This window comes from Streptomyces sp. SGAir0957 (genome assembly GCF_043523415.1).
Genome location: NZ_CP027293.1, coordinates 6593630 through 6618249, shown reverse-complemented (window position 1 = coordinate 6618249; position 24620 = coordinate 6593630). Strand labels below are relative to the sequence as shown.

Annotated in this window: 21 protein-coding genes and 1 pseudogene; 7 read left to right on the top strand and 15 right to left on the bottom strand. The window is 72.4% G+C overall.

Features of this window, described 5'->3' with window-relative positions; translation table 11 throughout:
- Window positions 1-81 precede the first annotated feature (81 nt).
- Window positions 82-1362: an alpha/beta hydrolase family protein gene (locus C1N81_RS34805; RefSeq protein ID WP_394435293.1), complete on the top strand. Its 1281-nt coding sequence runs from the start codon at window positions 82-84 to the stop codon at window positions 1360-1362.
- Between the two features lie 49 nt (window positions 1363-1411).
- On the opposite strand, the gene C1N81_RS34800 is transcribed toward C1N81_RS34805, so the two are convergent.
- Complete coding sequence (locus C1N81_RS34800; RefSeq protein WP_394435292.1) at window positions 1412-4300, bottom strand: penicillin acylase family protein; 2889 nt, start codon at window positions 4298-4300, stop codon at window positions 1412-1414.
- A 209-nt stretch (window positions 4301-4509) separates the two neighbouring features.
- Between C1N81_RS34800 and C1N81_RS34795 the strand changes: the two genes are divergently transcribed.
- Window positions 4510-5112 carry a hypothetical protein gene (locus C1N81_RS34795; RefSeq protein WP_394435291.1) on the top strand — a complete coding sequence of 201 codons (603 nt, stop codon included), beginning with the start codon at window positions 4510-4512 and terminating at the stop codon, window positions 5110-5112.
- Window positions 5113-5155: 43 nt separating this feature from the next.
- Here C1N81_RS34795 and C1N81_RS34790 read toward each other — a convergent pair whose 3' ends face one another.
- Both C1N81_RS34790 and C1N81_RS34785 read right to left on the bottom strand, forming a co-directional pair.
- Window positions 5156-6733: an immunity 49 family protein gene (locus tag C1N81_RS34790; protein ID WP_394435289.1), complete on the bottom strand. Its 1578-nt coding sequence runs from the start codon at window positions 6731-6733 to the stop codon at window positions 5156-5158.
- Between the two features lie 64 nt (window positions 6734-6797).
- A complete protein-coding gene (locus C1N81_RS34785) occupies window positions 6798-7310 on the bottom strand; it encodes a hypothetical protein (protein ID WP_394435288.1) in 513 nt (170 codons plus the stop codon).
- A gap of 48 nt (window positions 7311-7358) precedes the next feature.
- Here C1N81_RS34785 and C1N81_RS34780 point away from each other — a divergent pair, with 48 nt between their 5' ends.
- A complete protein-coding gene (locus C1N81_RS34780; RefSeq protein WP_394438431.1) occupies window positions 7359-8081 on the top strand; it encodes a 3-keto-5-aminohexanoate cleavage protein in 723 nt (240 codons plus the stop codon).
- Between the two features lie 167 nt (window positions 8082-8248).
- Here the strand turns inward: C1N81_RS34780 and C1N81_RS34775 are convergent, their stop codons facing one another.
- A complete protein-coding gene (locus tag C1N81_RS34775) occupies window positions 8249-8758 on the bottom strand; it encodes a helix-turn-helix domain-containing protein (protein ID WP_394435287.1) in 510 nt (169 codons plus the stop codon).
- A gap of 106 nt (window positions 8759-8864) precedes the next feature.
- Between C1N81_RS34775 and C1N81_RS34770 the strand changes: the two genes are divergently transcribed.
- Together C1N81_RS34770 and C1N81_RS34765 are read left to right on the top strand one after the other, a co-directional pair.
- On the top strand, window positions 8865-9983 hold the full coding sequence (locus tag C1N81_RS34770; RefSeq protein ID WP_394435286.1) for an aryl-sulfate sulfotransferase: 1119 nt from the start codon (window positions 8865-8867) through the stop codon (window positions 9981-9983).
- Window positions 9980-11443, top strand: coding sequence for a solute carrier family 23 protein (locus C1N81_RS34765; protein WP_394435285.1), 1464 nt, complete (start codon window positions 9980-9982; stop codon window positions 11441-11443). Before C1N81_RS34770 ends, C1N81_RS34765 begins: the two co-directional genes overlap by 4 nt.
- On the opposite strand, the pseudogene soxR reads toward C1N81_RS34765, so the two are convergent.
- Window positions 11370-11867: pseudogene (gene soxR, locus C1N81_RS34760) on the bottom strand (redox-sensitive transcriptional activator SoxR); the annotation flags it as partial. The gene C1N81_RS34765 and the pseudogene soxR overlap by 74 nt on opposite strands.
- Window positions 11868-11960: 93 nt before the next feature.
- Here soxR and C1N81_RS34755 point away from each other — a divergent pair.
- On the top strand, window positions 11961-12422 hold the full coding sequence (locus tag C1N81_RS34755) for a MaoC family dehydratase (RefSeq protein WP_394435283.1): 462 nt from the start codon (window positions 11961-11963) through the stop codon (window positions 12420-12422).
- On the opposite strand, the gene C1N81_RS34750 is transcribed toward C1N81_RS34755, so the two are convergent.
- From C1N81_RS34750 to C1N81_RS34740, 3 genes are all read right to left on the bottom strand, one after another.
- Window positions 12413-13045, bottom strand: coding sequence for a TetR/AcrR family transcriptional regulator (locus tag C1N81_RS34750; RefSeq protein WP_394438429.1), 633 nt, complete (start codon window positions 13043-13045; stop codon window positions 12413-12415). The genes C1N81_RS34755 and C1N81_RS34750 overlap by 10 nt on opposite strands.
- A 93-nt stretch (window positions 13046-13138) precedes the next feature.
- Complete coding sequence (locus tag C1N81_RS34745; protein WP_394435282.1) at window positions 13139-13429, bottom strand: YiaA/YiaB family inner membrane protein; 291 nt, start codon at window positions 13427-13429, stop codon at window positions 13139-13141.
- An 82-nt stretch (window positions 13430-13511) separates the two neighbouring features.
- Window positions 13512-14672 carry an acyl-CoA dehydrogenase family protein gene (locus C1N81_RS34740; RefSeq protein WP_394435280.1) on the bottom strand — a complete coding sequence of 387 codons (1161 nt, stop codon included), beginning with the start codon at window positions 14670-14672 and terminating at the stop codon, window positions 13512-13514.
- A 67-nt stretch (window positions 14673-14739) separates the two neighbouring features.
- Here C1N81_RS34740 and C1N81_RS34735 point away from each other — a divergent pair, with 67 nt between their 5' ends.
- A complete protein-coding gene (locus C1N81_RS34735) occupies window positions 14740-15390 on the top strand; it encodes a TetR/AcrR family transcriptional regulator (protein ID WP_394435279.1) in 651 nt (216 codons plus the stop codon).
- Between the two features lie 223 nt (window positions 15391-15613).
- Here the strand turns inward: C1N81_RS34735 and C1N81_RS34730 are convergent, their stop codons facing one another.
- From C1N81_RS34730 to C1N81_RS34700, 7 genes are all read right to left on the bottom strand, one after another.
- Window positions 15614-16696, bottom strand: coding sequence for a Zn-dependent alcohol dehydrogenase (locus C1N81_RS34730; RefSeq protein ID WP_394435278.1), 1083 nt, complete (start codon window positions 16694-16696; stop codon window positions 15614-15616).
- 108 nt (window positions 16697-16804) lie between these two features.
- Window positions 16805-18193, bottom strand: coding sequence for an aldehyde dehydrogenase family protein (locus C1N81_RS34725; RefSeq protein WP_394435277.1), 1389 nt, complete (start codon window positions 18191-18193; stop codon window positions 16805-16807).
- Complete coding sequence (locus C1N81_RS34720) at window positions 18190-19383, bottom strand: MFS transporter (RefSeq protein ID WP_394438427.1); 1194 nt, start codon at window positions 19381-19383, stop codon at window positions 18190-18192. The genes C1N81_RS34725 and C1N81_RS34720 overlap by 4 nt, the downstream gene beginning before the upstream one ends.
- A 79-nt stretch (window positions 19384-19462) precedes the next feature.
- Window positions 19463-20884 carry a CitMHS family transporter gene (locus C1N81_RS34715; RefSeq protein ID WP_394435276.1) on the bottom strand — a complete coding sequence of 474 codons (1422 nt, stop codon included), beginning with the start codon at window positions 20882-20884 and terminating at the stop codon, window positions 19463-19465.
- 130 nt (window positions 20885-21014) lie between these two features.
- Window positions 21015-23252 (bottom strand): molybdopterin oxidoreductase family protein, encoded by a 2238-nt coding sequence (locus tag C1N81_RS34710; protein WP_394435275.1) that lies wholly within the window; start codon window positions 23250-23252, stop codon window positions 21015-21017.
- Between the two features lie 123 nt (window positions 23253-23375).
- Complete coding sequence (locus C1N81_RS34705; RefSeq protein WP_394435274.1) at window positions 23376-23984, bottom strand: TetR family transcriptional regulator; 609 nt, start codon at window positions 23982-23984, stop codon at window positions 23376-23378.
- A 10-nt stretch (window positions 23985-23994) separates the two neighbouring features.
- Window positions 23995-24534: a hypothetical protein gene (locus C1N81_RS34700; protein WP_394435273.1), complete on the bottom strand. Its 540-nt coding sequence runs from the start codon at window positions 24532-24534 to the stop codon at window positions 23995-23997.
- Window positions 24535-24620 lie beyond the last annotated feature (86 nt).

Below are 24620 nucleotides of genomic sequence, written 5' to 3'. Positions count from 1 at the left end.
ACCCGACGGGCGTATGGCCATCCCCCGGCTCCGGCAGGACGATGCGGCACACCGCACGGACTACTGCCACGGGGGTGGGCCATGGCCGGACCGGAAGTACAGGTACGTCCCTACTGGGAGCTGGTGTTCGACGCCGACGGGGACCCGGAGCCCGGACGGCGCGACCGGCTGCTGCGCGAGGTGCGCGAGCGCGGCGTCCGGGACCTGATCGTCCTCACGCACGGCTGGAACAACGACCGCGACATGGCGGTCCAGCTCTACGACCGCTTCTTCGCGCCGTTCCCGTCGCTGGCGCCCGGCGCCAAGATCGGTTACGCGGGGCTCCTCTGGCCGTCGATCCGCTTCACCGACGAGGAGATCCCGGACTTCGCGCGGGCCCGCGCGGCCACCGGCGCGCCCGCACCCGCGCTCCGCACGACCCTCGACACGGGCACCCGGCAGGCGCTCGAGAAGACCTTCCCGCACAGCGGGACGGTCGTGCGCCGGCTGGCCGAGCTGCTCGACGGGCATCCGGCGGGGACGGACGCCTTCGACCAGTTCGGCGGACTGACCCGCCAGCTGGTCGGCATCCGCCCCACCGCGCTCGGCGCGGACGTCGAGGGCGAGGGCTCCCCGCACACCGCGCCCGCCATGCTCCAGGAGAACACGCAGGCGGTCTGCGAGCAGTTCGCCGAGGCCCTTGAGGCGGCTGCGACGCTCGCGGAGTTCAGACTGCCCGGCGGCCTCGCCAAGGCGTGGAAGGGCGCCCATGAACTCCTGCGTCAGGCCACGTACTTCGCGATGAAGAAGCGCGCGGGCAAGGTCGGCAAGGACGGGCTCGGGCCGCTGATCGGCCGCCTCGCGCACGACGCCCCGGACGTCCGCGTGCATCTGGTGGGGCACAGTTTCGGGGCGCGGCTCGTGTCGTTCGCGCTGTCCGGGATGGCGGACGCCGCCCGCAACGTGAAGTCGGTGACGCTGCTCCAGGGCGCGTTCTCGCACTACACCTTCGCGGGCCGCGGCGCGCTGAAGGGCAAGCAGGCACGGATCGACGGCCCGCTGGTCTCCTGCTACTCCCACTTCGACACGGCGCTGTCCACGATGTACCCGCTGGCGTCCCGGCTCGCCGGTGACGATCGCAGCGCCATCGATCTCGGGGTCCGCTGGGGCGCCATGGGGTACGACGGGATCCAGGACGTCCCGGGCGCCGTCCGGCTCACGCTCGCGGAGGCGCTGCGGTCGGGCGTGCCGGGCAAGGGGTGCGTCAGCGTCGACGCGGCCCAGGTCGTACGGCGCGGGGCGCCCCCGGCCGGCGCCCACAGCGACATCCTCCACGAGGAGCTGGCGCGGGTGGTGCTCGGCGCCGGACGGGTGCGCGCGTAGGGCTCGCGCGGCGGGCGGTCGTAGGCCGCCCGCCGCGCCGGCGCCCCCCTCAGCGGTGCGTCGGGAACTCCACCACCTGCTGGTACGTCGGACGGTTCTGCCACTGGATGCCGCGGTGCGTGATCCCGCCGAGCGCCCGGTGGACGATGGTGTCCGCGCACCACTGGTCCCCGGCCTTGCAGCTGTCGTCACCGGGGTAGACCTCGGTGGCGGGCTTGGCCGCGGCGGCGGCGAGGCTGGTGAGCAGCGCGGTGCGGCAGGCCGACACGGACCCGGCGCCGCAGTACGTGTCGCCGAGCTTGCCCTGCACCGGGCGGCCGAGGACCGTGCGCAGGTCCTTGTCGACGTAGCCCCACCAGCCGTACTGGAACGAGGACCCGGCGTGCGAACCGGTCGGGCCGTGCCCGGCCGACGGTGCCTCGTCGATGCTGAGCTGGCCGCTCAGCGCCTGGTAGAGATCGGCGCCGAGCCCCGGCTTGAACTCGGCCTCGACCAGGAGCGGCCACCAGGCGTCCATGATCCGTACGGCGTCCGGGTGCGCGTACGTCTTCGAGCCCGCCGCCGTCTGGTTGCGCTGGGCTCCCGCCTTGCCCCAGGCCTCCAGCTGCTGCACGGCCTTCTCGGCCGCCGGGTCGGTGACGGGCGCGCTGCGGATCACCGCGAGCAGCTCGGGCAGCACCTGTTCGCCGCGCAGGTCGGTGACGGCGGCCTCCTCCATGGCCTGGGTGAGCGAGGCGCGGGTGACACCGCCCTTGGCGGTCAGCTTCTTCACACGGTCGTCGAGGAGGTTGCCGCGGTGCACGGCACCGAGGCTGAAGTTGGCCGCGGTGAAGTCCTTGGCCTGTTTGTTGTTCCAGGAGATGTAGTAGTCCTGGTTGACGGAGTTCGGGTGCTGGGAGGGCGGGGTCAGCGCCGAAGTGTTGTTCGCCGGATCGAAGTCCTGCCACTCATAGGCCTGTTCGCCCTTGACGGGCAGGGACATGTCGACGTCCTTGGCGCGCACCGGGTTGCTGCCGCTGTTGTAGTAGGCGATGTCGCGGCTGTCGGCGTAGAACCAGTTGAAGGCGTAGCTGATGTGCTGGGCCGCCTCCTTGAAGGTCGCGGCGTCCTTGACGTAGGACGGGTCGTTCAGCATCTGGAAGCCGATGATCGAGTCGGCCTCGTGGCGGTAGGTCGAGCGCAGCGCCGTGTAGGCGACGGGTTTGCCGTCGACGGTGGCGCGGTGCGTGACGATGCCGTACTTGGTGCGGAAGACCTGCATCCGATAGGAGCCCGCAGCCGTGGAGTCGGCGACCGTCGGCTTCCAGGAGTTGGTCTTCTCCAGCTTCTCCATCGGGGTGCAGGTGCCCCGGTAGAGGTAGGAGGTGGAGTTCTTGGTGGGGGTGCCGCCGCCGGGCTCGCACAGCGGGACCGCGTAGGTGTCGGTGATGTCCTGCCCGGCGGACGTCGCGGACCAGGAGTAGTCCTGGCCGCGGCCGAGCTGGATGTACATGCCGACGCCCGCGAAGGAGACGCCGCGCGCGCTGATCCCGGGCCCTTGCAGCTCCTGCATCATCAACAGCTGTGGCGCGAAATAGCCGGTCTGCGGTCCGAACACGGCGACCGGGTGGCCGGAGGCGGTGTGCCGGCCGGAGACGAGAAGGGCGTTGGACATGCCCTTCTTGGACGCCGAGTCCTTGAACATGCCGGCGGGGAGCACCCCGTCGTCGTACATGCCCTGGAGCGGCTTCAGCTTCGACGGCGCCTTCACCGGGTCCTTGGCGACGGTGCCGGACTTCGCGGCGGTCGCGGCCGAGCCCGTACGGTCGTACACGAGCTGTTCGCGGGTGACGGAGTCCTTGTCGGGGAGGGCCTGGCCGCGGGCGTTCGCCGGTTTCTGGCCGTAGGGGAAGCTCGTGCCGTCGTGGATGGTGGTGACGGTCTCGGGGTCGTTGCGCTGGCGGAAGGACTCCCAGACCTGGGTGCCCTTCTCGACGCCGTACTTCTCCTGTGCCTTGAGGAGCGAGAGGGCCGCGTCGACCTCTCCCCCGCCGCCGTTGCCGAACAGGCCGCCGACCACGGAGGCCAGCGCGATCATGTCGGTGATCTTGAACGGCTGGATCTCACCGGCGTTGGTGATCGCGTCGACCTTGCCGGTGAGGACGTACTCGCCCGGGAAGTACCGGCCGTTCTTCGACTTGACACGGTAGGCGTTGAGGCCGTCGATGTAGGCCTGCGCGTCGTCCATGGCCTGCTGGCCGCGGGCGCCACCCGTGCTCTTGATGTAGTCGACCTGTTTTTGCAGGTCGTCCTCGGTGTACGGGGCCTGCGGCCAGAACTCCTGCTCCAGGCCCTGGTTCGCGAGGGCGCCGCCGGCGAACGAGGTCAGCTCGCCCCGCCCGATGTGCCGGAACAGGTCGATCAACCACATCCGGTCCTGACCTGCGGCGTATCCGGCGCCGAACTCGGTTCCGTAGCGCGTGGAACCTTTGATGTGGGGTACGCCGTTCTTCTTGTCACGGGTGATCGTCACATCGTCGCGAGGGCGGGTGACGGATCCCACTTGACCGTCGGGGACACCGAAGGAGGCATCGTTGAAGAAGTTGGTGAGCGTGTCATCCGTGAGTGAGGGGTAGCCGGAGGACAGGGCGTCATAGGGGCCGAGCTGATCGTCGGCGTGAGCGGGCTGGGTACCCAGCAGCTTGTGGGCGAGGATCTCGGCGAGCGTGGCGCTGCCGTTCGCCCCGGGCGGCAGGATGTCCGCGCACTGCCCCTTGCAGTAGTCGCTGACGGGTGCGGGTTCGTCGGCGGCCGTGGCCGTCGAGAGAGGGGAGAGCAGTCCCGCGGTGAGCACGAGCGCCGCGGCGGCCGTAATTCTCCGCAAAGGGCCGCCGGACCGACCGACGGACTGGCTGACGGGCTTTCTGTGCAGGGTGGTTCGTGGGATGCGTCGTCGCATGCCTGTTCCTCCCGACGATGGTGAGCCGGAGGTTACCGGCGGTTAGCCGACGACAGAAGATGAACATGCGTCACGTTTTCGGAATCCACACAGGAACAGAAAATCACCGTCTGGAAAAGGGATCCGATTCGCGTGTCGATACGTCTACTCGGCGACGTCGTTCTTTTGCTGCGGCGACGCCGACGTACGTGTGACGGAGGTGCAGGGCGATGGCAGGATTCCGAAGTCTGGCAAGACAGGTGCGCGACCCGAGGAGCGACCTGGCGCTGAGGCGCTACTCGCTGCGCAAGTGCCTGGAGCGGTTCGCTCCCTACGGTCACCGGGCCACCTGGGACCATCTGTGCTCGCGGGCCGGGTTCGGCCCCGAGGACCGCTCCCCCGAGCCGGCCCGTCTCGTGGCGGCCCTGGAGGAGCTGGAGGAGGCGCGGGCCGTCTGGCTCGCGTACGAGGTCGCCTTCGCTCAGCGGCGGCGCAAGGAGAAGCACGACGGACTGCGCCGCCCCGGCAGCGTCGACGACTGGCACCGCCTCACCTGGGGCGGGTTCGGCGTCGCCTGGTGCAACGACCCCACGGTGCACCCCGCGGCACCGCTGGCCGAGGTGTTGCGCCGGCTGATCACGGCCCTGGAGCGCGAACCCGGCGACAGCTGCCCCGTGTGCGCGGACACCGCCCTCGTCTGGCAGCACGACCTGGCCCATGAACCGTCGTCGGGCCCCGTCTGCTCCCACTGCGGCATAGTCGTGCCGCGCCCGGTGCTCACCGACGCGGCCGCGGCGGAGTCGAGGCGGGTGCGGCAGCTGGTCACGGCGTAGCGGAACGTACAGCGCGACGGGGGTGCCGCCGCACCCCCGGCTTTCACCATTGCCCGGGGACGTGTTCGAGGCGGGCGCGGTCGAGCAGGTGCTTTGGCAGATACGGCGCGTCTACGGCGACCGGGAACTCCATGTCGTGGGCGAGGCAGGCAAGCGCGAACGGGCCGAGCGCCACACGGGCGCGCGGTGCGGCCGAGCCCGCCCAGTAGCTCCCGTGCTGCGCGAGGGCTTCCTTCAGCGCGTCGGCGAACGCGTCGTGATCCTGTGTGAGCAGCCGGTGGAACAGGGCGACGGGCTGGTAGTCGACGGCGTTCACGAAGTCCTTCGGGGCGAGCGTCGCCGTCTTCGGGTGCGACGCCTCGATGGTCGCGACGAGCAGGTCCACGACGTCGTCCACGGGCCGGCCGAGCCAATGGCTCCGCAACGTGTCGATCCAGTGCAGGACATAGGCGTCGACCGGGGTGTCACCGCCGCGCAGGGCGTCGAGCGGGACCTCGCAGAGCCGCGTCGTGCGGTCGCGCTCGCGCAGGACCAGGCTGACGTAGAACGCGTCGAGCCACGCGCGGGCGTCACCGCGCACCCCGGGCTCGGTGGCGGGCACGGTCAGTTCTCGCCCGCCGAGCAGGCAGGTCACCGCGTCGACCTGCGTGAACAGGGCGGTGCCGAGGTGCAGGGCGGCGACCCAGGCGTCCAGGGTCTCCACCCGGTCGGCGGCCGGATCGGTCTCGGCGCGCGCGTGGGCGAGGGTGAGCGCGCGGGTGAAGGCGTCGCCGAGCGCGTCCGGGTCCGGCCGTCCGGCGTCCAGGCCGTCGATCGCGTCGGCCGTCGCCGCCGTACGGGCGTCGAGGTCCACCGTGTCGGCGGCCGACGCGTCCGAGGCGAGGTGGCCCGAGCGGTCGAGCCGGTGCAGCGCCCGCATCGCGCCGAGCAGTTCGGGCGGCGGGCGCAGCGAGAAGGTACGGGTGCCGGGGTCGATGACGGTGAGCGAGGTCAGCCGTCCGTCGTGCCACCAGTACACGCGCGGCGACAGCGATCCGGGCCCGTCCTCGTGGGCCCTGAAGGCGTACGTGGCCAGGTCGTTGATCGCGTCGGCGGCGCCGCCGTCCACGACCGGGTGGAACGCGAGCAGATGCCGGGTGGGAACGACGACGAGCGCGCCCGCCTCCGGCATCCGGCGCCCGGTGACCTCGGCGACCAGCTCCGGCAGGATCAGCGCCTTGGTCGACACGAAGGGCGAGTCGCCGTACACGGAGTACAGGACGGCGTGCCCGTCGAGCCGCACCTCCTCCGAACGCAGCGGCTCCCGTACGAGGTTGCGCCGCCCCGCCTCCCACAGCGCGTCGGCGCCCGCGCGCTCCACCTCCCGGTCGGTGAGCAGCCGCACGGAGGCGGGCCCGTCGAGGGCGAGCGCGAGGTCCAGCCCCTCGGCGACCCCGCGCACGTACGTGAACCCGTCTGCGGCCCCGGCGGGGACGGCCCCGGGCGGCACGAGCCGCAGACAGGTCCGCGCCGGCAACTCCTCGGCGCCGCCGCCCCCTTGGGAGGCGTCGGCGCCGGGGTCGCCCGGCTGGTCGGTGGCGTGCGGGGGCCGTGGGGCGTCGGGCGTCTCGTGTGCTGTCACGCCCCCGACTCTACGAGGCGCCGGGACGCGGGACGCTCCGGTCGGCCGGGGCCGCCCGGACGGGTCAGGGCCTGATCACGTCCGTCTGGATCGCGAGCTTGAACTCGGCCAGGGTGATGGGCACCGCGAGCTTGGTGTCACCGGTCCGCGCCGAGACCTTGAAGCCGACCGGGGTGCCCGGGTGCACGAACATCTGCCAGGTGTACGAGCGGTACTGGCCGCCGCCGGTGGCCGAGATGTCCGTCGTCGCGGTCGAGTCGTAGCGGGTCGACAGGTTCAGCGGGTCGCGCACGAAGCGGGCCCGGTACTCGGTGGCCCGGCTGTCGGGCGCCCAGAAGATGAGCGCGGACAGGGTGGCCCAGCCGTCGTGGCTCGGCCAGATCAGACCGGAACGCCCGTCCGGGTACTTCGAGGTGGCGCCGCCCGCGGCCGGATCGTGCATCTTCCACGGGTCGTACGACTCCTCGGACGTCGCGTACGGGAAGCGCACGAGGTGGTACCCGTCGCTGTCGTGGGTGATCTTCTGCGCGCCCGAGTGCGCGGACTCGTACTTGAGTGAGCAGACTGCTACTGGCATGTCGTGTCCGATCCCCGCCGCCGGTTCGCTGCTGACACCATCGGGTTCATGGTGTTCGTACAAGTGTGTCTGAACGGTGCGCGAGAGGCGAGAGACGGAGCGGCGGTGCCGCTCTCGCCCGGGGCGCTCGCCGAGGCCGCCGCGGCGGCGGTCGCGGCCGGCGCATCGGATGTGCATGTTCACCCCAAGACCCCTTGTGGACAAGACACGTTGGCGCCCCGTTCGGTTGCGGCGACCCTGGAGGCGATCCGGGAGCGGGTGTCGGTGCCGGTCGGCGTGACGACGGGCGCGTGGGCCGAACCCGATCCGGCGGCGCGGGTCGCGCGGATCCGGTCCTGGACGACGTTGCCGGATCACGCGTCCGTGAACTGGCACGAGGACGGGGCCGAGGAGGTCGCGGCGGCGCTTCTTGAGCGGGGGGTCGGGGTCGAGGCGGGTATCTACTCGGGGACCGACGCGGCGGAGAGGTTCGCGGTGTCTCCGCTCGGGCCGCGGGTGCTGCGGGTTCTCGCCGAGGTGACCGCACAGGACCCCGGGGCCGCCGAGGAGGCCGCGCGTTCCTTGCTCCGCGATCTTGGTTCGGCTCATGGGCGGCCCGTGTTGCTGCACGGGGAGGAGGGCGGGGCCTGGCCTGTTGTGCGGCTTGCCGTGCGGCTGGGGCTTGCCACTCGGGTGGGGCTCGAGGATGTGCTGGTGCTGCCGGACGGGGCGCTCGCCGCGAATAACGCGGAGCTTGTTTCGGCTGCCCTGGGGTTTTTCTCGGGCGCGTAGGCGGCTGCCTGGATCGCTGGCCGTGCGGGTGGCCGTTGGGGTGGCCGTTGGGGGTGGCTGGTCGCGCAGTTCCCCGCGCCCCTGGCGGCGCCCAGGCGTCTGCCGGGTTGCTGCGCGGGGCGCGAGTGGACGTTGTGCGTGGTTGCTCGCGCAGTTCCTCGCGCCCCTTACGGGGCTTCGCCCATGACCAGGACTCTTGTTCCTGGTTTCAATGGGCGCCAGCGGTGGGGGCGTTGGGCTGTGATGTACAAGGTGTCGCCTTGTTCCAGGATGTGGTGGGCGCCGTCCACCTCCACCTCCGCGCTGCCGTCGGCCACGTAGAGGATCTCGTCGCCCGCGTGCCGGTACGCGCGGTCCCAGTCGTGGTCGCCGGTGAACTCCAGGGCGTGCAGGCGCTGGTGGCCGCGGACGAGGGGGCGGGCGCCGCCGTCCGTCGCGGGGGCCTCCGCCGCGCGGACCACGTCGACCGGGCGGGGCGACTCGGCGGCGGCGAGGAGTTCGACGGCCGTGCTGTCGAGCGCGTCGGCGATGCGCTGGAGCGAGCTCATGCTCGGGCGGGAGCGGCCGTTCTCGACCTGGCTCAGGAACGGCACGGAGACGCCCGCGCGCCGTGCCACCTCGGCGAGCGTCAGTTCCAGGGCGCGTCGCCTGCGCCGGATGCCCGGTCCCACGTTCATGAACTTGTAACGCCCTTCCGCCTCGGTACCTGTTCCGGAGCAGCCTAGCCCCGTGCTTAACTCGTTAACCGTCACTTAAAAAAGTTAAGCACGCAGGGAGGGCTCCATGGCTCGTGTGGACCAGAACCAGCGCCGGCGCCGCGGCACCGGCCTGATCGCCCTGGACGAGGACGCCGCGTACCCCGGGTACACGCTGTTCACGCCGCTGACCGGGACCGGCGAGGTGTACCTGATCGACCTGCGCGGCGAAGTCGTCCACCAGTGGAACCTGCCGCACCGGCCGGGGCGGCACGCCCGCATCCTCCCCAACGGCAACCTCGCCTACAGCGGCGTCCTGCCCGGCGAACCCGCGCTGTTCCCGATGTGGCACAAGTACCGGGGCGGCCTCATGCAGGAGATCGCCCCGGACGGCACGCTCGTGCGCGAGCACCGCGATCCGCTCCAGCACCACGACGCCCACCACTACGGCGACGGGCGCGTCCTGTACACCGCCCTCGAACCGCTGACGGGTGACGCCGCCGCGGCCGTGCGCGGCGGGGTCCCCGGCTCGGAGGCGGGGGGCGACACCGTGTGGGCCGACACGATCGTCGAGGTCGACGCCGACGGGAGGCGGACCTGGGAGTGGAAGGTCTCCGAGCGCCTCGACCGCGCGGAGTTCCCCCTCCACCCGGACTACGCGCGCGAGCACTACCCGCTGATCAACAGCGTCCTTCCGCTCGCCGACGGGAACATCCTGGCGAGCTTCCGCTCCGTGTCGGCCGTCGTCGTCATCGACCGCGCCACCGGCGACATCGTCTGGCGCTCCGAGCCGGGCGTCGTCTCGCAGCAGCACTGCCCGACCGAGCTGCCGAACGGCGACTTCCTCGTCTTCGACAACGGCGTCTTCCGGCCGCACTGGGACGTGCCGTTCAGCCGCGTCATCGAGATCGAGCGCTCCAGCGGCAAGATCGTGTGGGAGTACCACGACCCGGCGCGCGAGTCGTTCTTCGCCCCCTTCATGGGCGCCGCCCAGCGCCTGCCGAACGGGAACACGCTGGTCACCGACTCCCCCGCGGGCCGCCTCTTCGAAGTGACCGCGGACGGCTACCTCTGCTGGGAGTACGTGGTCCCGTTCTTCGGCGGCTACGAGGAGGAAGAGGTCCGCAAACTGTTCCCCTCCGAGCCCAACGCCGTCTTCCGCTCCTACCGCTACTCCGCCGCCGAGCTGCCCTGGCTCGACCGGTGACCGCCACGGCGGCGCCGGGAACTCGGCCGGTCGATGAGCGGCTGCCGCTCGCGCGCCTTCTCCCCCTCGCCTGCCAGCACCTGCTCGCGGGCGTGGCCGCGCCCGTCTCCTCCGTCATCCTCATCGCGACGACGCTGAAGCTGTCGGCCGGGCAGACCGCGTCGCTGCTCAGCGCGACGCTGGTGCTGTGCGGGGTCGGCGCGCTGCTCCAGTCGCTCGGCGTGCGGGCGCTGCGGGTGGGCGCGCGGCTTCCGTTCCTGATGCTGCCCGGCGGTGCCGCCGTGGCGATCTTCCTCCAGATCGCCACGGAGTACGGTCCGGCCACGGCGTCGGGCTCGGTCCTGGTCGCGGCGGCGTTCCTGCTCTGCGTGCTGCCGTTCTACGGCCGGCTCGTCCGGTTGTTCCCGCCGCTGGTGATGGGCACGACCGTCGTCCTCATCGGCATCAACATGATCAAGGTGACGGCGCCGATGGTCGCCTCGGGCCGGGGGCTGGGCTTCGCGACGCTCGCCGTCATCGCCGTCTTCTTCCTCGTCCTGCGCGGGGTGTGGCGGCAGATGGCGGTGCTGCTCGGGCTCGCCGGCGGCACGCTGATCGCCGTCCTCACGGGTACGGAGCTGCACGTCGCGCACGGCGGCACGTTCGCCCTGCCGGACCTCTTCCCGTACGGCGCCCCGCACTTCGACCTGCTGGCCGCCATCCCGCTGCTCGTCTTCGCCCTCGCCTCGCTCGCCGAGGCCACCGGGCAGACGGTCCTCAACAGCGAGGCCGTCGGCCGCGAGCCGGACCCGGGCCGCGACGTGCCGCGCATCGCCCGCGCCGACGCCCTCGTCTCGCTCGGCTCCGGGCTCTTCGGTACGTCGCTGATGGTGACCAGCGCCGAGAACATCGGCATCGTCCAGCTCACCCGCGTCCGCAGCCGGTTCGTGACGGCGGCGGCCGGGGTCCTGCTCATCGTCTGCGGGCTTCTGACGCCGCTGACCCGGCTGCTCGCGGCGATCCCCGAGCCGGTGGTGGGCGCCGCGGGCCTGGTCATCTACGCGGTGATCGCCGTGATGGGCTTCGGAATGCTCTCCCGCACCGACCTCTTCCACGGCACCGACAGCGTCGTCATCGCGCTCGCGCTGGTGATCGGAATGCTGCCGATCGTGGCGCCGGAGATGTACGCGGATCTGCCGTCGTGGGCCCGCACCCTGTTCGGCAGCGGGGTCGCGGCGGGCGCCATCGCGGCGGTGGTGCTCAGCGCGGTGTTCCGGCTCCTCGGGCCCGCGCTCACGCCCGCGCCGGACGCTCCTGGTCCGCACAGCGCTCCCGGTCCGACCGGCGTCCCTGATCGGACCGGCGTTCCTGATCCGACCGGCGTTCCCGATCCGACCGGCGTTCTTCATCCGACCGCCGCTCCTGATCCGACCGGCGCTCACGGCCCGAACGGCGCTCCGCCATCAGCCGGGAACCCGTGAGACGGTCGCCGAAGACGTCGTCCGGGTTGGAGAGCACGCACGTCTCCATGGAGAGGCAGCCGCAGCCGATGCAGTCGGTGAGGTGGTCGCGCAGGCGGCCCAACTGCTTGATGCGCTCCTCCAGTTCGCCGTGCCACGCCTCGGAGAGGCGCGCCCAGTCCTCGCGGTTCGGGGTGCGCTCCTCAGGGAGTTCGGCGAGGGCCTCGCGGATCGTGGCGAGCGGGATGCCGACGCGCTGCGCGGCGCGGACGAAGGCGACCCGGCGCAGGGTGTCGCGGGTGTAGCGGCGCTGGTTGCCCGGGGTGCGGCGGCTGCTGATCAGCCCTTTGGACTCGTAGAAGTGCAGGGCGGAGACGGCGGCCCCGCTGCGCGCCGAGAGCTGGCCGACGGTGAGCTCGTGGATCTTCTCCGGAATCTGTGGCACCCGGCCGAGCCTAGTCGGCGGGCGAGGGACGTTGTTAGCATGACGGGAGAGCTGAGCAAGCGCTTAGACAACGGACCTGGGAGGTCACTGGAGATGGCGGAGCCGCGGGTTTTCAAGGATGCCGACGCGCTGAAGGCCGCGGTCGGCGAGCAGCTGGGCCACACGGACTGGGTGACGGTCGAGCAGCGGCGGATCGACCAGTTCGCCGAGGCGACCGGTGACCACCAGTGGATCCACGTCGACCCGGAGCGCGCCAAGGAGGGCCCGTTCGGCACGACCATCGCGCACGGCTATCTGACGCTGTCGCTGCTGCCGCTGTTCGGCCCGCAGCTGATCTCCGTCGAGGGCGTGAAGATGGGCGTCAACTACGGCACCAACAAGGTGCGCTTCCCCGCCCCGGTGCCGGTCGGCTCGCGCCTCCGGGCGACGGCGACGATCACGTCCGTCGAGGACGTGCAGGGCGGGGTGCAGGTGTCCGTGGCGTTCACCGTGGAGCGCGAGGGCGGCGAGAAGCCGGTCTGCGTCGCGGAGTCGGTGTCCCGCTACTACTTCTGAGCCCCCACCATCCTGAGGACGAGGTCGGCGTAGAGCGCGCCGACCTCGTCGGGCGTCCTGCGCCCCTCCGCGTTGAACCAGCGGGCCACGTCGATACAGAGGGAGAGCACGGCGACGGTGGTGCCGGGGACGTCCGGGACGTCGAACTCCCCCGCCTTCACCCCGTCGGTGATGATCTCGCGGACGGCGGCGTCGCTGCGGCGGCGCAGGGCGACGATCGCGGGGCGGTGCTCCTCGCCGAGCGAGTCCAGCTCGTACTGGACGACGCGGGCGGTCGTGTGGTGCCCGGCGTGCCAGCGGACGAAGGAGCGGACCGCCTCGGTGAGCCGCTCGGTCGCGCTGCCCCCGCCGTCGACCGCGCGGCGCAGGATCATCAGCGCCTTCTCGTGGCCGATGGTGCTGATGCGGAGGAGCAGCTCCTCCTTGGTCTTGTAGTGGATGTAGAGCGCGGCCGGACTCATGCCGGCCCGGCTCGCGATGTCGCGGGTCGTGGTGGCGTGGTAGCCGCGCTCGGCGAACGCCTCGACGGCGGCGACGAGCAGCCGCCGGGCCGCGTCGGGGGTGACCTCGGCCCACGGCACTTCGTCGACGGCCTGGTCCAGGGCCCGCTCGTCCTGCGTCATCGGTCCGCTCACATCCTCCCGGGTACGTGCGCCCACACCATACCCTCCGGGGTGAGCGGGCGCTTAGTGCCGTTCGGTGGATGATCGCCCGGCTCAGGCGACGGGCTTGAACGGGTCGTGGTCGGCGAGGATCTTCTCCAGCCGGGCCTGGTCGACCCGGCTGACGATCTGGCCGGCCTCCTGGCGGTCCCGGATGACCTTGGCCATGGTGAAGGCCGAGGTCGTCAGGTAGAGGACGGAGATCGCGAGGAAGGCGCGGATCCAGCCGCTCACGTCGAGACGGTAGATCCCGACGGACACGGCGGTGAGCGCGAGGGCGAAGGACGCGATGGCCTGCCCGTAGTAGGCGGCGGTGTTCTGCTGCTTGACCGGTGTGTCGTTCATGCCGCACAGCATGCGGCGGATGTGGCCGCGGCCACATCCGCTCACCTACTCAGGTGCCGCCGCTCATGTGCCGCGCAGGTACTCAGAACGCGGAGACCCCGGTCAGGGCGCGGCCGATGATCAGCTTCTGGATCTGGCTCGTGCCCTCGTACAGGGTCATGACGCGGGCGTCGCGCAGCAGCTTGCCGACCGGGTACTCGTCGATGTAGCCGTAGCCGCCGAAGACCTGCAGGGCGTTGTTGGCGGAGCGGACGGCGGCCTCCGACGCGAAGAGCTTGGCCTTCGACGCGGCGGTGGCGAAGTCCTCACCGCGGTCGATGAGATCGGCGACGCGCCAGGTGAGGAGGCGGGCCGCGTCCACATCCACGGCGATGTCACTGATCAGCTCCTGCACGAGCTGGTACGAGGCGATGGACTTGCCGAACTGCTCGCGCTCGCCCGCGTAGCCGACGGCGGCGTCGAGGGCGGCCTGGGCGATGCCGACGCAGCCCGCGGCGACCGACATCCGCCCCTTGGCGAGGGCGGACATGGCGATGGAGAAGCCCTTGCCCTCGGGCCCGAGCAGAGCGGTGGCGGGGACGCGCACGTCCTCCAGGACCAGCTCGGCGGTGGCCTGGCCGCGCAGGCCGAGCTTGCCGTGGATGGTGCGGCGGGTCAGGCCGGGGGTGTCGGTGGGGACGAGGAAGGCGGAGACGCCCTTGTGCCCGGGGGCGTCGGTGGAGCGGGCGAAGAGGAGCACCACGTCGGCCCAGGTGCCGTTGGTGATGAACATCTTGGAGCCGTTGATCACCCAATCCCCGTCGGAGCCGCCGTCGCGGACGGCCCGCGTCGACAGGTTGCCCGCGTCGGAGCCGGTGCCGGGCTCGGTGAGACCGAAGCAGCCGAGCGCGTCGCCCGCGGTGAGGCGGGGCAGCCAGTGCCGCTTCTGCTCCTCGCTCCCGTAGGACTGGACCGTCTTGGTGACCAGGCCGAGGGAGACGGAGACGATGCCGCGCACGGACGAGTCGCCGCGCCCCAGCTCCTCGGTGACCAGGCAGTACGCGAGATGGTCGCCGCCCGAGCCGCCGTACTCCTCGTCGATGGTGAGGCCGAGGAACCCGACCTCGCCGAGCTTCTTGACGATGCCGCGGTCCACTTCCTCGGCGCGGTCCCACGCCACCACGTTCGGCGTGATCTCGCGGTCCACGAAGTCCTTGGCGAGCCGACGGACGGCCGTCTGCTCCTCGCTCAGCTCAAGATTCACGGACGACTCCCGGAAGGCCTTTAATTAGCACTGCTAGTTTAATGCGGACAGCCCTACTATGTGCCGCATGGCCCGACCGCGCAAGCCCCTCCTGAGCACCGACCGCATCGTGGACGCGGCCCGCGCCCTCGTCGACGCCGAGGGGCTCGCGGCCGTCTCGACGCGGCGGCTCGCCGCCGAACTCGGAGTGAGCGGGCCCTCCCTCTACAACCACTTCCGCACCAAGGACCAGATCCTGGAGGCGGTCGCCGACTCGGTCAGCGCGCAGGTGGATCTGTCGATGTTCGAGGCGGGCGACCCGCGGGGCTGGCGGGCCGCTCTGCACGACTGGGCCGTCTCCTACCGGGCCGCACTGCGCGAACACCCCAACATCGTCCCCGTCCTCGCCCAGGGGCCCGGGCGACGGCCCGCCGGACTCCGCCTCGCCGACGCCGTGTTCGGGGCGATGGTCGACGCCGGGTGGCCGCCCGCGCAGGCCACGTCCATCGGGGCGCTCATGCGGTACTTCGTGATGGGGTCGGCACTCGGCTCCTTCGCCGGGGGCTTCGTCGACGACGAGACGGCGTACGACCCCGCCGACTACCCCCACCTCGGGCAGGCGCACCTCCTCGCCGAGCACCAGGACGTCGTCGACGACCGGGCCTTCGAGACGGGGCTCGCGGCGCTGCTCGACGGGCTCGGGGTGCAGTACGAAGCCGTCGTCGCGGCCGCGCGCTGACCGCCCGCGTGGGACGCCCTGGCGTCTGCCCGGTTGGTCCTCGTCGGCGAGTGCGCGTGCGTCGTCGCTGGTCGCGCGGTTCCCCGCGCCCCTGGAGGCCTGCGGCTGCGCCGCGCCTCGCCCGACGGGCGTCCGCGCCCCTGAAATGGCGCACGCGGTGCGCGTTTCAGGGGCGCGGGGAACTGCGCGACCAGCCACGACGAGAGCGGCGGGCGAGGGGCGGTCAGAAGATGATCAGGGCCCGGCCGCCCTTGCCCGCGCGCATGTGGTCGAACGCGGTCGGGATGTCGTCCAGGGCGATGCGCTCCGTCACCAGCGCGCCCGGATCCAGCCGCCCCGCACGGATGTGCCGCGCCAGGACCGGCAGGTCGACCGACGGGTCGCAGTTGCCGTAGACGCAGCCGGCGAGGGTGCGGCCCCAGTGGAAGATCTCCAGGGCGTTGAAGGTGACCTGCTGGTCCTTGCCGCCGATGCCGACGACCGTGGTGCGGCCGCCGCGCCGCGTCGATTCCCAGGCCGTGCGGATGGTGACGGCGCGTCCGACGCACTCGACGGCCACGTCGACGCCCTGCTTGCCGGTGAGGCCGCGAATGTCGCGGGCGGTCGTCTCGGAGGCGACCACGTAGTCCGTGGCTCCCGCCTCGCGGGCGAGGCCCTCCTTCTCCGGGGACACGTCCACCGCGATGATCTTCGACGCGCCCGCGATCCGCGCGGCCTGGAGCGTGGCGAGGCCGACCCCGCCGACGCCGAACACCGCGACGGTCTCGCCCTCGCGCACGCGCGCCGAGTGGTGCACGGCGCCGTAGCCGGTGAGGACGGCGCAGCCGAGGAGGGCGGCGTCGGCGAGCGGGACGCCCTCGGGCGCGGGCAGGACGCAGTTGGCGGCGACGACCGTCTCCTCGGCGAACGCGGCGACGTTCAGGCCGGGGTGCAGGTCGGAGCCGTCCGAGGCGCGGCGGGCGTAGACGTTCCCGGCCCCGGCCAGCGCGTTCGCGCACAGCCAGACCTCGCCGAGGGCGCACACGTGACAACTCCCGCAGGACGGCGCCCAGTTGAGGACGACCTCGGCGCCGGGCGCCACGTGGGTGACGCCCTCGCCGACCGCCACGACCGTGCCCGCGCCCTCGTGCCCGAGGACGGCGGGCACCGGTACGCGCATCGTGCCGTCGCTCAGGGACAGGTCGGAGTGGCAGACCCCGGCGGCGGCGAGCTTGACGCGGACCTGGCCGGGGCCCGGCGCGGGCAGGTCGATGTCGGTGATCTCCAGCGGGGAGCCGACGGCGGGCAGGACTGCGGCGCGGACCATGAAGAGATCGTTCTCCTTCGGAAGTTCGGGAGTACGGGACGTTCGGGAGTGCGGGACGTTCGGGGGTTCGACGTGCGGCTACGGGTGAGAGGTCCTGTGGAGAGGGCCTCAGAACTGGAGCGACTTCGTCTGGAGGTACTCCGACAGCCCGTGCGGGCCCAGCTCGCGGCCCACGCCCGACTGCTTGTACCCGCCGAACGGGGCGAGCGGGTTGAACCGGCCGCCGTTGATGTCGACCTGCCCGGTGTCCATGCGCCGCGCGAACGCGACGGCCTCCGACTCGTCGCCCGCCCAGACCGCGCCCGCGAGCCCGTAGACGGTGCCGTTGGCGATCCGTACGGCGTCGTCCTCGTCCTCGTAGCGGAGGAGCGAGACGACCGGGCCGAAGATCTCCTCCTGGGCGATGGCCATGTCGGGGGTGACGTCGGCGAAGACGGTCGGCTGGACGTAGTAGCCCTGTTCGCGCGGTGCCTCGGCGCCGCCCGCCACCACGCGGGCGCCCTGCTCGACGCCCTTCTCGATGTAGCCGCGCACGCGCGCCTGCTGCTTGGCGTTGACGAGCGGGCCGATGCGGTCGCCGTACTTGGCGGCGGCGGCCGCGGCCAGCTCGACGGCCTCGTCGTACTGGGAGGTGTGGACGAGCATCCGGGTCCAGGCGCTGCACGTCTGGCCGGAGTTGCCCATGACGTTGGCCACGCCGACGTTGACCGCTTTGGCGAGGTCGGCCGACGGCAGGATGACGTTGGCGGACTTGCCGCCGAGTTCCAGGGCCACGCGCTTGACGGCGGCGCCCGCGGTCGCGCCGATCTGGCGGCCCACCGCCGTGGAGCCGGTGAAGGAGACCAGGTCGACGTCGGCGTGCTCGGCGAGGGCCTGGCCCGCGACCGCGCCGACGCCGGTGACGAGGTTGAAGACACCCGCCGGGATGCCCGCCTCGTCGACCGCCTCCGCGAAGAGCTGGGCGGTGAGCGGCGTGTCCTCGGCGGGCTTGAGGACGACGGTGCAGCCCGCGGCGAGCGCCGGGGCGACCTTGGCGACGATCTGGTGGAGCGGGTAGTTCCAGGGCGTGATGGCGCCGACGACACCGACCGGCTCGGCGTAGACGGTGGAGTTGCCGATCTTCTCCTCGAACGGGTACGACGCGGCCAGTTCCGCGTACGAGCCCGCGACCATGAGGGGGAGGCCCGCGTGCACGGTCTGCGAGAACTTCAGCGGCGCGCCCAGTTCGGCGGTGACCGTCTCGGCGATCTCGTCCTTGCGGGCGGCGAGCACGTCGCGCAGGGCGGCGAGCTTCGCGGCGCGCTCGGCGGGCGGGGTGGCGGCCCAGCCGGGGAAGGCGGCGCGGGCGGCGCGCACGGCGGTGTCCACGTCCTCGGCGGTCCCCGCGGGGACGTGCCCGATGACCTGCTCGTCGACCGGGTTGACGACGGCGATGGTGTCCCCGCCCGCGGCGGCCCGCCACTCGCCGCCGATGTACATGCCGTCGTGGGCCTTCATGGGCTCTCCTCCTGCTGCGCGCTCTGGCGTTCGCTCTGGCTCCTCGGGGCACCCAAACTAGCGCTGATAGTTTTCCGGCGCCAGAGACGCTTGTCACCCCCCTCCGCTCCCCGGACACCGAGAGCCGCCGCGATCAGCAACAGCCCGCCCAGCATCACGAACGGGGCCGCCGTGCCGACCAGGCCCGCGACGAGCCCGGCCGTGGCGGGCGCCGCGACCTGGCCGAGGCGGTTGCCGGTGAGCCGCAGCGCCAGGGCGGTGGAACGGGCGTCCGGGGGCGCCGCCCGCACGACCGTCGTCATCGACAGCGGCTGGCCGACGCCGAGGCAGAACCCGAGCAGCACCAGCATCACGCCGAGCGCCCAGACGGGGACGGGCAGCGCGATGCCCGCGCAGAGCAGCGCGGCGAGCAGGCAGGTCGTGACGATGAGCGCGGACCGGCCGAGCCAGTCGATGAGCGGCGTCATCACGAGCCGGCACGCGATCGTGGCGCCCGCGCGCAGGCTGAGCAGCACGCCGACGACGGACGGGGCGATCCCCCGGTGCTCGCCGACCACGGGGAGGTAGGCGGTGAGGATGTCGGTCGCGGACAGCACGGCGAGGCTGATGAAGATGCCGCCGGGGACGCCGCGCGTACGCAGGATGCGGTGCACGGGGACCCTCGGCGCCCCGCTCCGCGGCGCCCCGGACCCCGTACGCCGGTGCTCGATGCGCCACAGCGACGTGAGCGCGAGGGCGCAGCCGCCCGCCGCGACGAGCAGGGCGAGCGCGCTGGTGCCCGCCAGGTCCGGGCCGCCGATGAGGGCGCCCGCCGCGACGGGCCCGACGAGCTGGCCGAGCGAGGCGCCGATGGTGAAGTGGCCGAAGTTGCGGTCCTGTGCGTCCGGGGCCGACTGGCGGGCCACGATCGACTGGGCGCCGATGACGAAGCAGAGGTGGCCGAGGCCCATCACCCCGCTCCACGCGGCCATCGCGGTCAGGGAGTGCGCGAGGCCGCTGAGCGCGCAGCCGCCCGAGATCAGGACGACGCCGACGGGCAGCAGCGGGGCGCAGCGGCCGTGGTCCGTGCGCCGCCCGAGCGGGACCGCCGCGAAGAGCGGGAGCAGGGCGTAGACACCGGCGATGACGCCGACGGCCCGCTCGTCGGCGCCGAGGGCGAGCGCCCGGTAGGAGACGGCGGGCCGCGCCATCGACACCGCCGCCTGGGCGCAGCTGAAGGCGATGACGAGGCGCAGCAGCCAGCTCCGGCTCGGGGTCCGGCTCACCGGGTCACACGATCCCGAAGAGCAGGCCCGCGCCGAGGACCACCAGGGCGGTCAGCGCGGCCCATTTGACGGTGAACTTGGTGTGGTCGCCGAACTCGACCTTCGCCATGCCCACGAGCACGTACACGGCGGGCACCAGCGGGCTCGACATGTGCAGCGGCTGGCCGACGAGGGAGGCGCGGGCGATCTCCAGGGTGGAGACGCCGTGCGCGTTCCCGGCCTCGGCGAGGACCGGCACGATGCCGAAGTAGAAGCCGTCGTTCGACATGAAGTACGTGAACGGGATGGACAGCACGCCCGTGACCAGGGCCATGTGCGGGCCCATCCAGTCGGGGATGCCGCCGACGACCCACTCGGCCATGTGGTCGACCATGCCGGTGCCCTGGAGGACGCCGGTGAAGACGGCGGCGGCGAAGACCATCCCGGAGACGTTGAGGACGTTCTCGGCGTGCGCGCCGATCCGCGCCTTCTGGTCCTGCATGTGCGGGAAGTTGACGGAGAGGGCGAGCGCGGCGCCGAGCAGGAAGAGGACCGGGATCGGCAGCAACTCCATGATCATCGCGGTGAGCAGGGCGACGGTGAGGAGCGCGTTGAACCAGTACAGCTTGGGGCGCAGGGTGGGGCGGTGCGGGTCGAGGCCGGTGAAGGTGTCGCCGTCCCCGTCCCCGTCTGCGTGGGAGGGGTCCTCGTACGAGGACGAGGACGCGGGCGAGGACGAGGACGCGGGTGCGTCGGGCTCGCTCCCGCCACCGGCGCCGACCAGCACCTTCTCGTCGGCGGTCTCGACGACCGGCTCGGGCTCCAGGGAGAGGTGGCCGAGCCGCTTGCGCTCGCGGCGCCCGAGAACGTAGGCGAGGAGGAGGACGGCGACCATGCCGACGGCGAGCGCGGGGATCATCGGGACGAAGATGTCACTGGCGTCGACCTTCAGGGCCGTGGCGGCGCGGGCCGTCGGGCCGCCCCAGGGCAGGGTGTTCATGACGCCGTTGGCGGTGGCGGCGACGCCGGTCATCACGATCAGGCTCATCTTCAGGCGCTTGTAGAGCGGGTACATCGCCGAGACGGTGATCATGAAGGTGGTGGAGCCGTCACCGTCCAGGGAGACGATCGCGGCGAGCACGGCGGTGCCGACGACGATGCGGACGGGGTCGGCCTTCGCGAAGCGCAGGATGGCCCGCACGATGGGGTCGAAGAGGCCGACGTCGATCATCACGCCGAAGTAGACGATCGCGAACATCAGCATCGCCGCGGTGGGCGCCAGGTCGCCGATGCCCGCGATCACGTAGTCGCCGAGGTGCGCGCCCTTGCCCACCAGGACGCAGAAGAGCGCGGGGATGAGCACGAGCGCCGCGATCGGCGACACCTTCTTCGCCATGATCAGCACCAGGAAGGTGGCGATCATGGCGAAGCCGAGGATGGTCAGCATGGAGGGGTCCCTAAGGTCTCTGTTCGCCGTTGAACTGCCGCCCGGGGGGTGGCGGTCAGCGAGACGTTAGGGGCGCGACGAACGCGTTAACAAGACGTTGACACGTGAGCAATAAGCGCAAAACTCCAGGTCACGCCGGTGAGAGCGAGGCGGCCTCGACCTCTACGGGGAAGGCGTTGAGCACGGCGGTGCCGGAGAGCGGGTCGAGGAGGCTGCCGTCGAGCAGTTGGTTGACGTTGACGCCGGGGTCCTGGGCGGCGACCCCGAGCCGGGTCCCGGGCCGGTCGTGGCCCCAGCCGTGCGGCAGGCTGACGACGCCGGGCCGCACCGCGTCGGTCACCTCGACCGGCGCCACGACCTCGCCGCCCGCGGCGCGCACGCGCGCGGGCGCACCGTCGCGCAGCCCGATGCGGGCCGCGTCGTCGGGGTGGACGTGGAGGGTGCAGCGGTTGGTGCCGCCGACGAGGGCCGGGATGTTGTGCATCCAGCTGTTGTTGGAGCGCAGATGGCGCCGCCCGACGAGGACGAGCCCGTGGTCCTCGTCCGCGAGGGCGCGGCGCAGGCGCGGCAGGTCGTCGGCGATGGCCTCCGGCAGCAGTTCGACGCGTCCGCTGCGGGTCTTGAGCAGGCCGGGCAGGCGCGGCTCCAGCGGGCCGAGGTCGATGCCGTGGGGGTGGGCGAGCAGGTCGTCGAGGGTGAGGTCGTACGGGCCGAGGCGCAGCATCATGTCGAGGCGGCGCTCGGGGCCGCTGGTCCCGCCGAGTTCGCGGGCGAGCCGCTCCGGGTCGGCACCGAAGCAGGGCGAGTGCGGGGTGGTGACGGCCTTGGCGAGCGCGGCACTGATGACCATGTCGTCCACGGCCTCGGCGGGCGCCCCGTGCTGTCCGCTCGCGGCGAGGACGAGGCGGGCGTGCAGGGTGCACTCGTCGGGCTGTCCGTCCTCCAGGGGGACGGCGGCGCGGGTGTAGCGGACCTGGTTGCGTACGGCGAAGGTGTTGAACGCGAAGTCGAAGTGGGCGCTGCGCGACGGCGGGGGCGGCGGGAGGACGACGTGCGCGTGGCGCGACGTCTCGTTCAGGTACGGGTCGACGCTGACCATGAAGTCGAGCGAGTCGAGCGCCTTGTCGAGGCGGTCGCCGTCGGGTGCGGACAGGACCGGGTTGGCGGCGATGGCGATGACCGCGCGGATCGGGCCCCGGCCCGGGGCGTCGCCCGGCGCCTCGCCCGGGGTGTCGATCTCCTCGGCGAGCGCGGCGAGCGGCAGTTCGCCCTTGGCCTCGGGGTGCCCGGAGACGCGGCTGCGCCAGCGGCCGAGCGCGAAGCCCTTGCCGGGCCCGGCGGGCCGGGGCGCCGGGGCGGTGGCGGAGAGCGGGAAGAGGGCGCCGCCCGGCTTGTCGAGGTTGCCGGTGAGGACGTTCAGGACGTCGACGAGCCAGCTGGCCTCGGTACCGAACGCGACGGTGCTGCTGCCGACCCGGCCGTACACGGCGGCGGTGGGGGCGGCGGCGAGTTCGCGGGCGAGGGTGCGCAGGGTGCCGGCGGGGACGTCGCACCGGGCGGCGACGGCTTCGGGGCTGAACTCCCGCAGCGCGTCGGCCAGTTCACCGACCCCTTCGACGTGCTCCGCGAGGTGCGGGCCCATGTCGACGAGCTTCTCCTCGAAGAGCACGTGGGCGAGCGCGGCGAGGAGCAGGGCGTCCGTGCCGGGCCGGATCGCCACGTGCCGGTCGGCGAGTTTCGCGGTGCGGGTGCGGCGCGGGTCGACGACGGTGAGGGTGCCGCCGCGGGCGCGCAGCGCCTTGAGCTTGCCGGGGAAGTCGGGGGCGGTGCACAGACTCCCGTTGGACTCGACGGGGTTGGCGCCGAGGAGCAGGAGGTGGTCGGTGCGGTCGAGGTCGGGCACCGGGATGGCGTGGGCGTCACCGAAGAGCAGCCCGCTGGAGACGTGCTTGGGCATCTGGTCGACGGTGGAGGCGGTGAAGAGGCTGCGGGTGCGCAGGGCGCCGAGCAGGACGGGCGGGTAGAGGGCGCCGGCCATGGTGTGCACGTTGGGGTTGCCGAGGACGACGCCGACCGAATGCGGCCCGTGCTCCTCGACGACGGGCCGCAGCCCGGCCGCGACGGCGTCGAACGCCTCGTCCCAGTCGGCCTCCTGGAGCCGCCCGTCCTTGCGGACGAGGGGCCGGGTGAGCCGGTCGGGGTCGTCGTCGAGGGCCCCGAAGGAGGCGCCCTTCGGGCAGATGAACCCGGCGCTGAACACGTCGTCGCGGTCGCCGCGGGCGCCGGTGACGCGGGTCCCCTCGATGGTGAGGCTGAGTCCGCACGTCGCTTCGCAGAGCGGGCAGATGCGCAGGGCGGTGCGGGGCATGTCGTCTCCCGGGGCGTTCGCTGAGCGGTTGCCTGGCGTGCGGCGGGTCGAGCATACCGAGCGGTATGGAGAAGGGGGAGTCGGCCGGTGGAAACCGAACACACCGGCTCCGCGCGGGACCGTTCAGTCGAGCACCCGGGCCAGATAGGCCCGCAGCAGCTGCCGGATCTCCTCGATGATCCCCTCGTCCCCCGCCGGATCGAGCCGGAACGCGAGGCGGACCAGGGCGTCCGCGGCCTCCACCGCCACGAGGAAGGCGCGGCGCAGGGCCGCGTCCGGGGTGCGGCCGAGGTGCGGGGCGAGGAGGTCGGTGAGGGTGTCGGCGACCCGGAGGTTGGGGTCGGCGTCGGGGTCGCCGACGGGGATCTGCGTCCCGAAGTCGACGAGGGAGAAGCCGGGCGCCGTGCGCTTCATCGCCAGGTACTCGTCCAGGATGGCGTCCATCGCGCCGCGCCAGTCGTCCGCCGCGATCGCGCCGAGCCGCTCGGCGACGCGCTCGGCGTACCGCTCCAGATTGCGCTCCGCCAGGGCGTCCACCATGGCGCGCTTGTTGCTGAAGAACCGGTAGACCGAGCCGATCGGCACGTCGGCCCGGGTGGCGACGGCCCGGGTGCTCAGGTCGTCGTAGCCCTGCTCGTCGAGGAGTTCGGCACAGGCGTCGAGGATCCGGCTCAGCCGCTCGGCACTGCGCTGCTGGACGGGGGCGCGCCGCAGGGACGTGGGGTGGGACATGCCGGTCAGCCTACGGGGCGCTACGGGGACGGTTCGGCGCCCGAGGCGGTGAGGTCGGCCGTCGCCTCGACGGGCTCCCCCCGACCGCCCAGACCGTGTGGTCGTCGGCGTAGAGGCGGGCGGTCAGATGGTGGGTGCCGCGGGCGAGGCGGGTGGGCGGCAGCCGGTAGGTGGTGGTGCGGAGGCGGGCGAGGGGGCGGCCGTCCAGGGAGAGCCGGGCGTAGCCGCGGCCGCGCACGGCCTCGGCGGGGGTGCCCTCGGGACTGAGGCGGAAGTGGCGTACCCGGATCCGGACGTCCCAGCCGCCCGGCCGCGCGCCGTCCGGCTGGACGACGACGCCGATCTCGGGGATGTCCTCCCCGGATATCTCCCGGTACGGCCTGCCCTCGTCGTCGGTGCGTTCGGCGACGACCTCCCCGGCCGTGCGCGGACCGTCGCCGTCGCTCCCGCACCCGGCGGCGGGCGCCGTCAGCACGGCGCACGCCAGGGCGGTGGCGGCGGCGCGGAGCCACGGCGTCCTGAAGGTGACCGGGATCATGGCCGGGATCATGACCGCGAGAGTAGAGCAGCGCTCACCTTCACGGATCCCCCTCGGGGAGGAGGTCCGGCCGTCCTGAAAGGCCTCTTGCGCGGGTG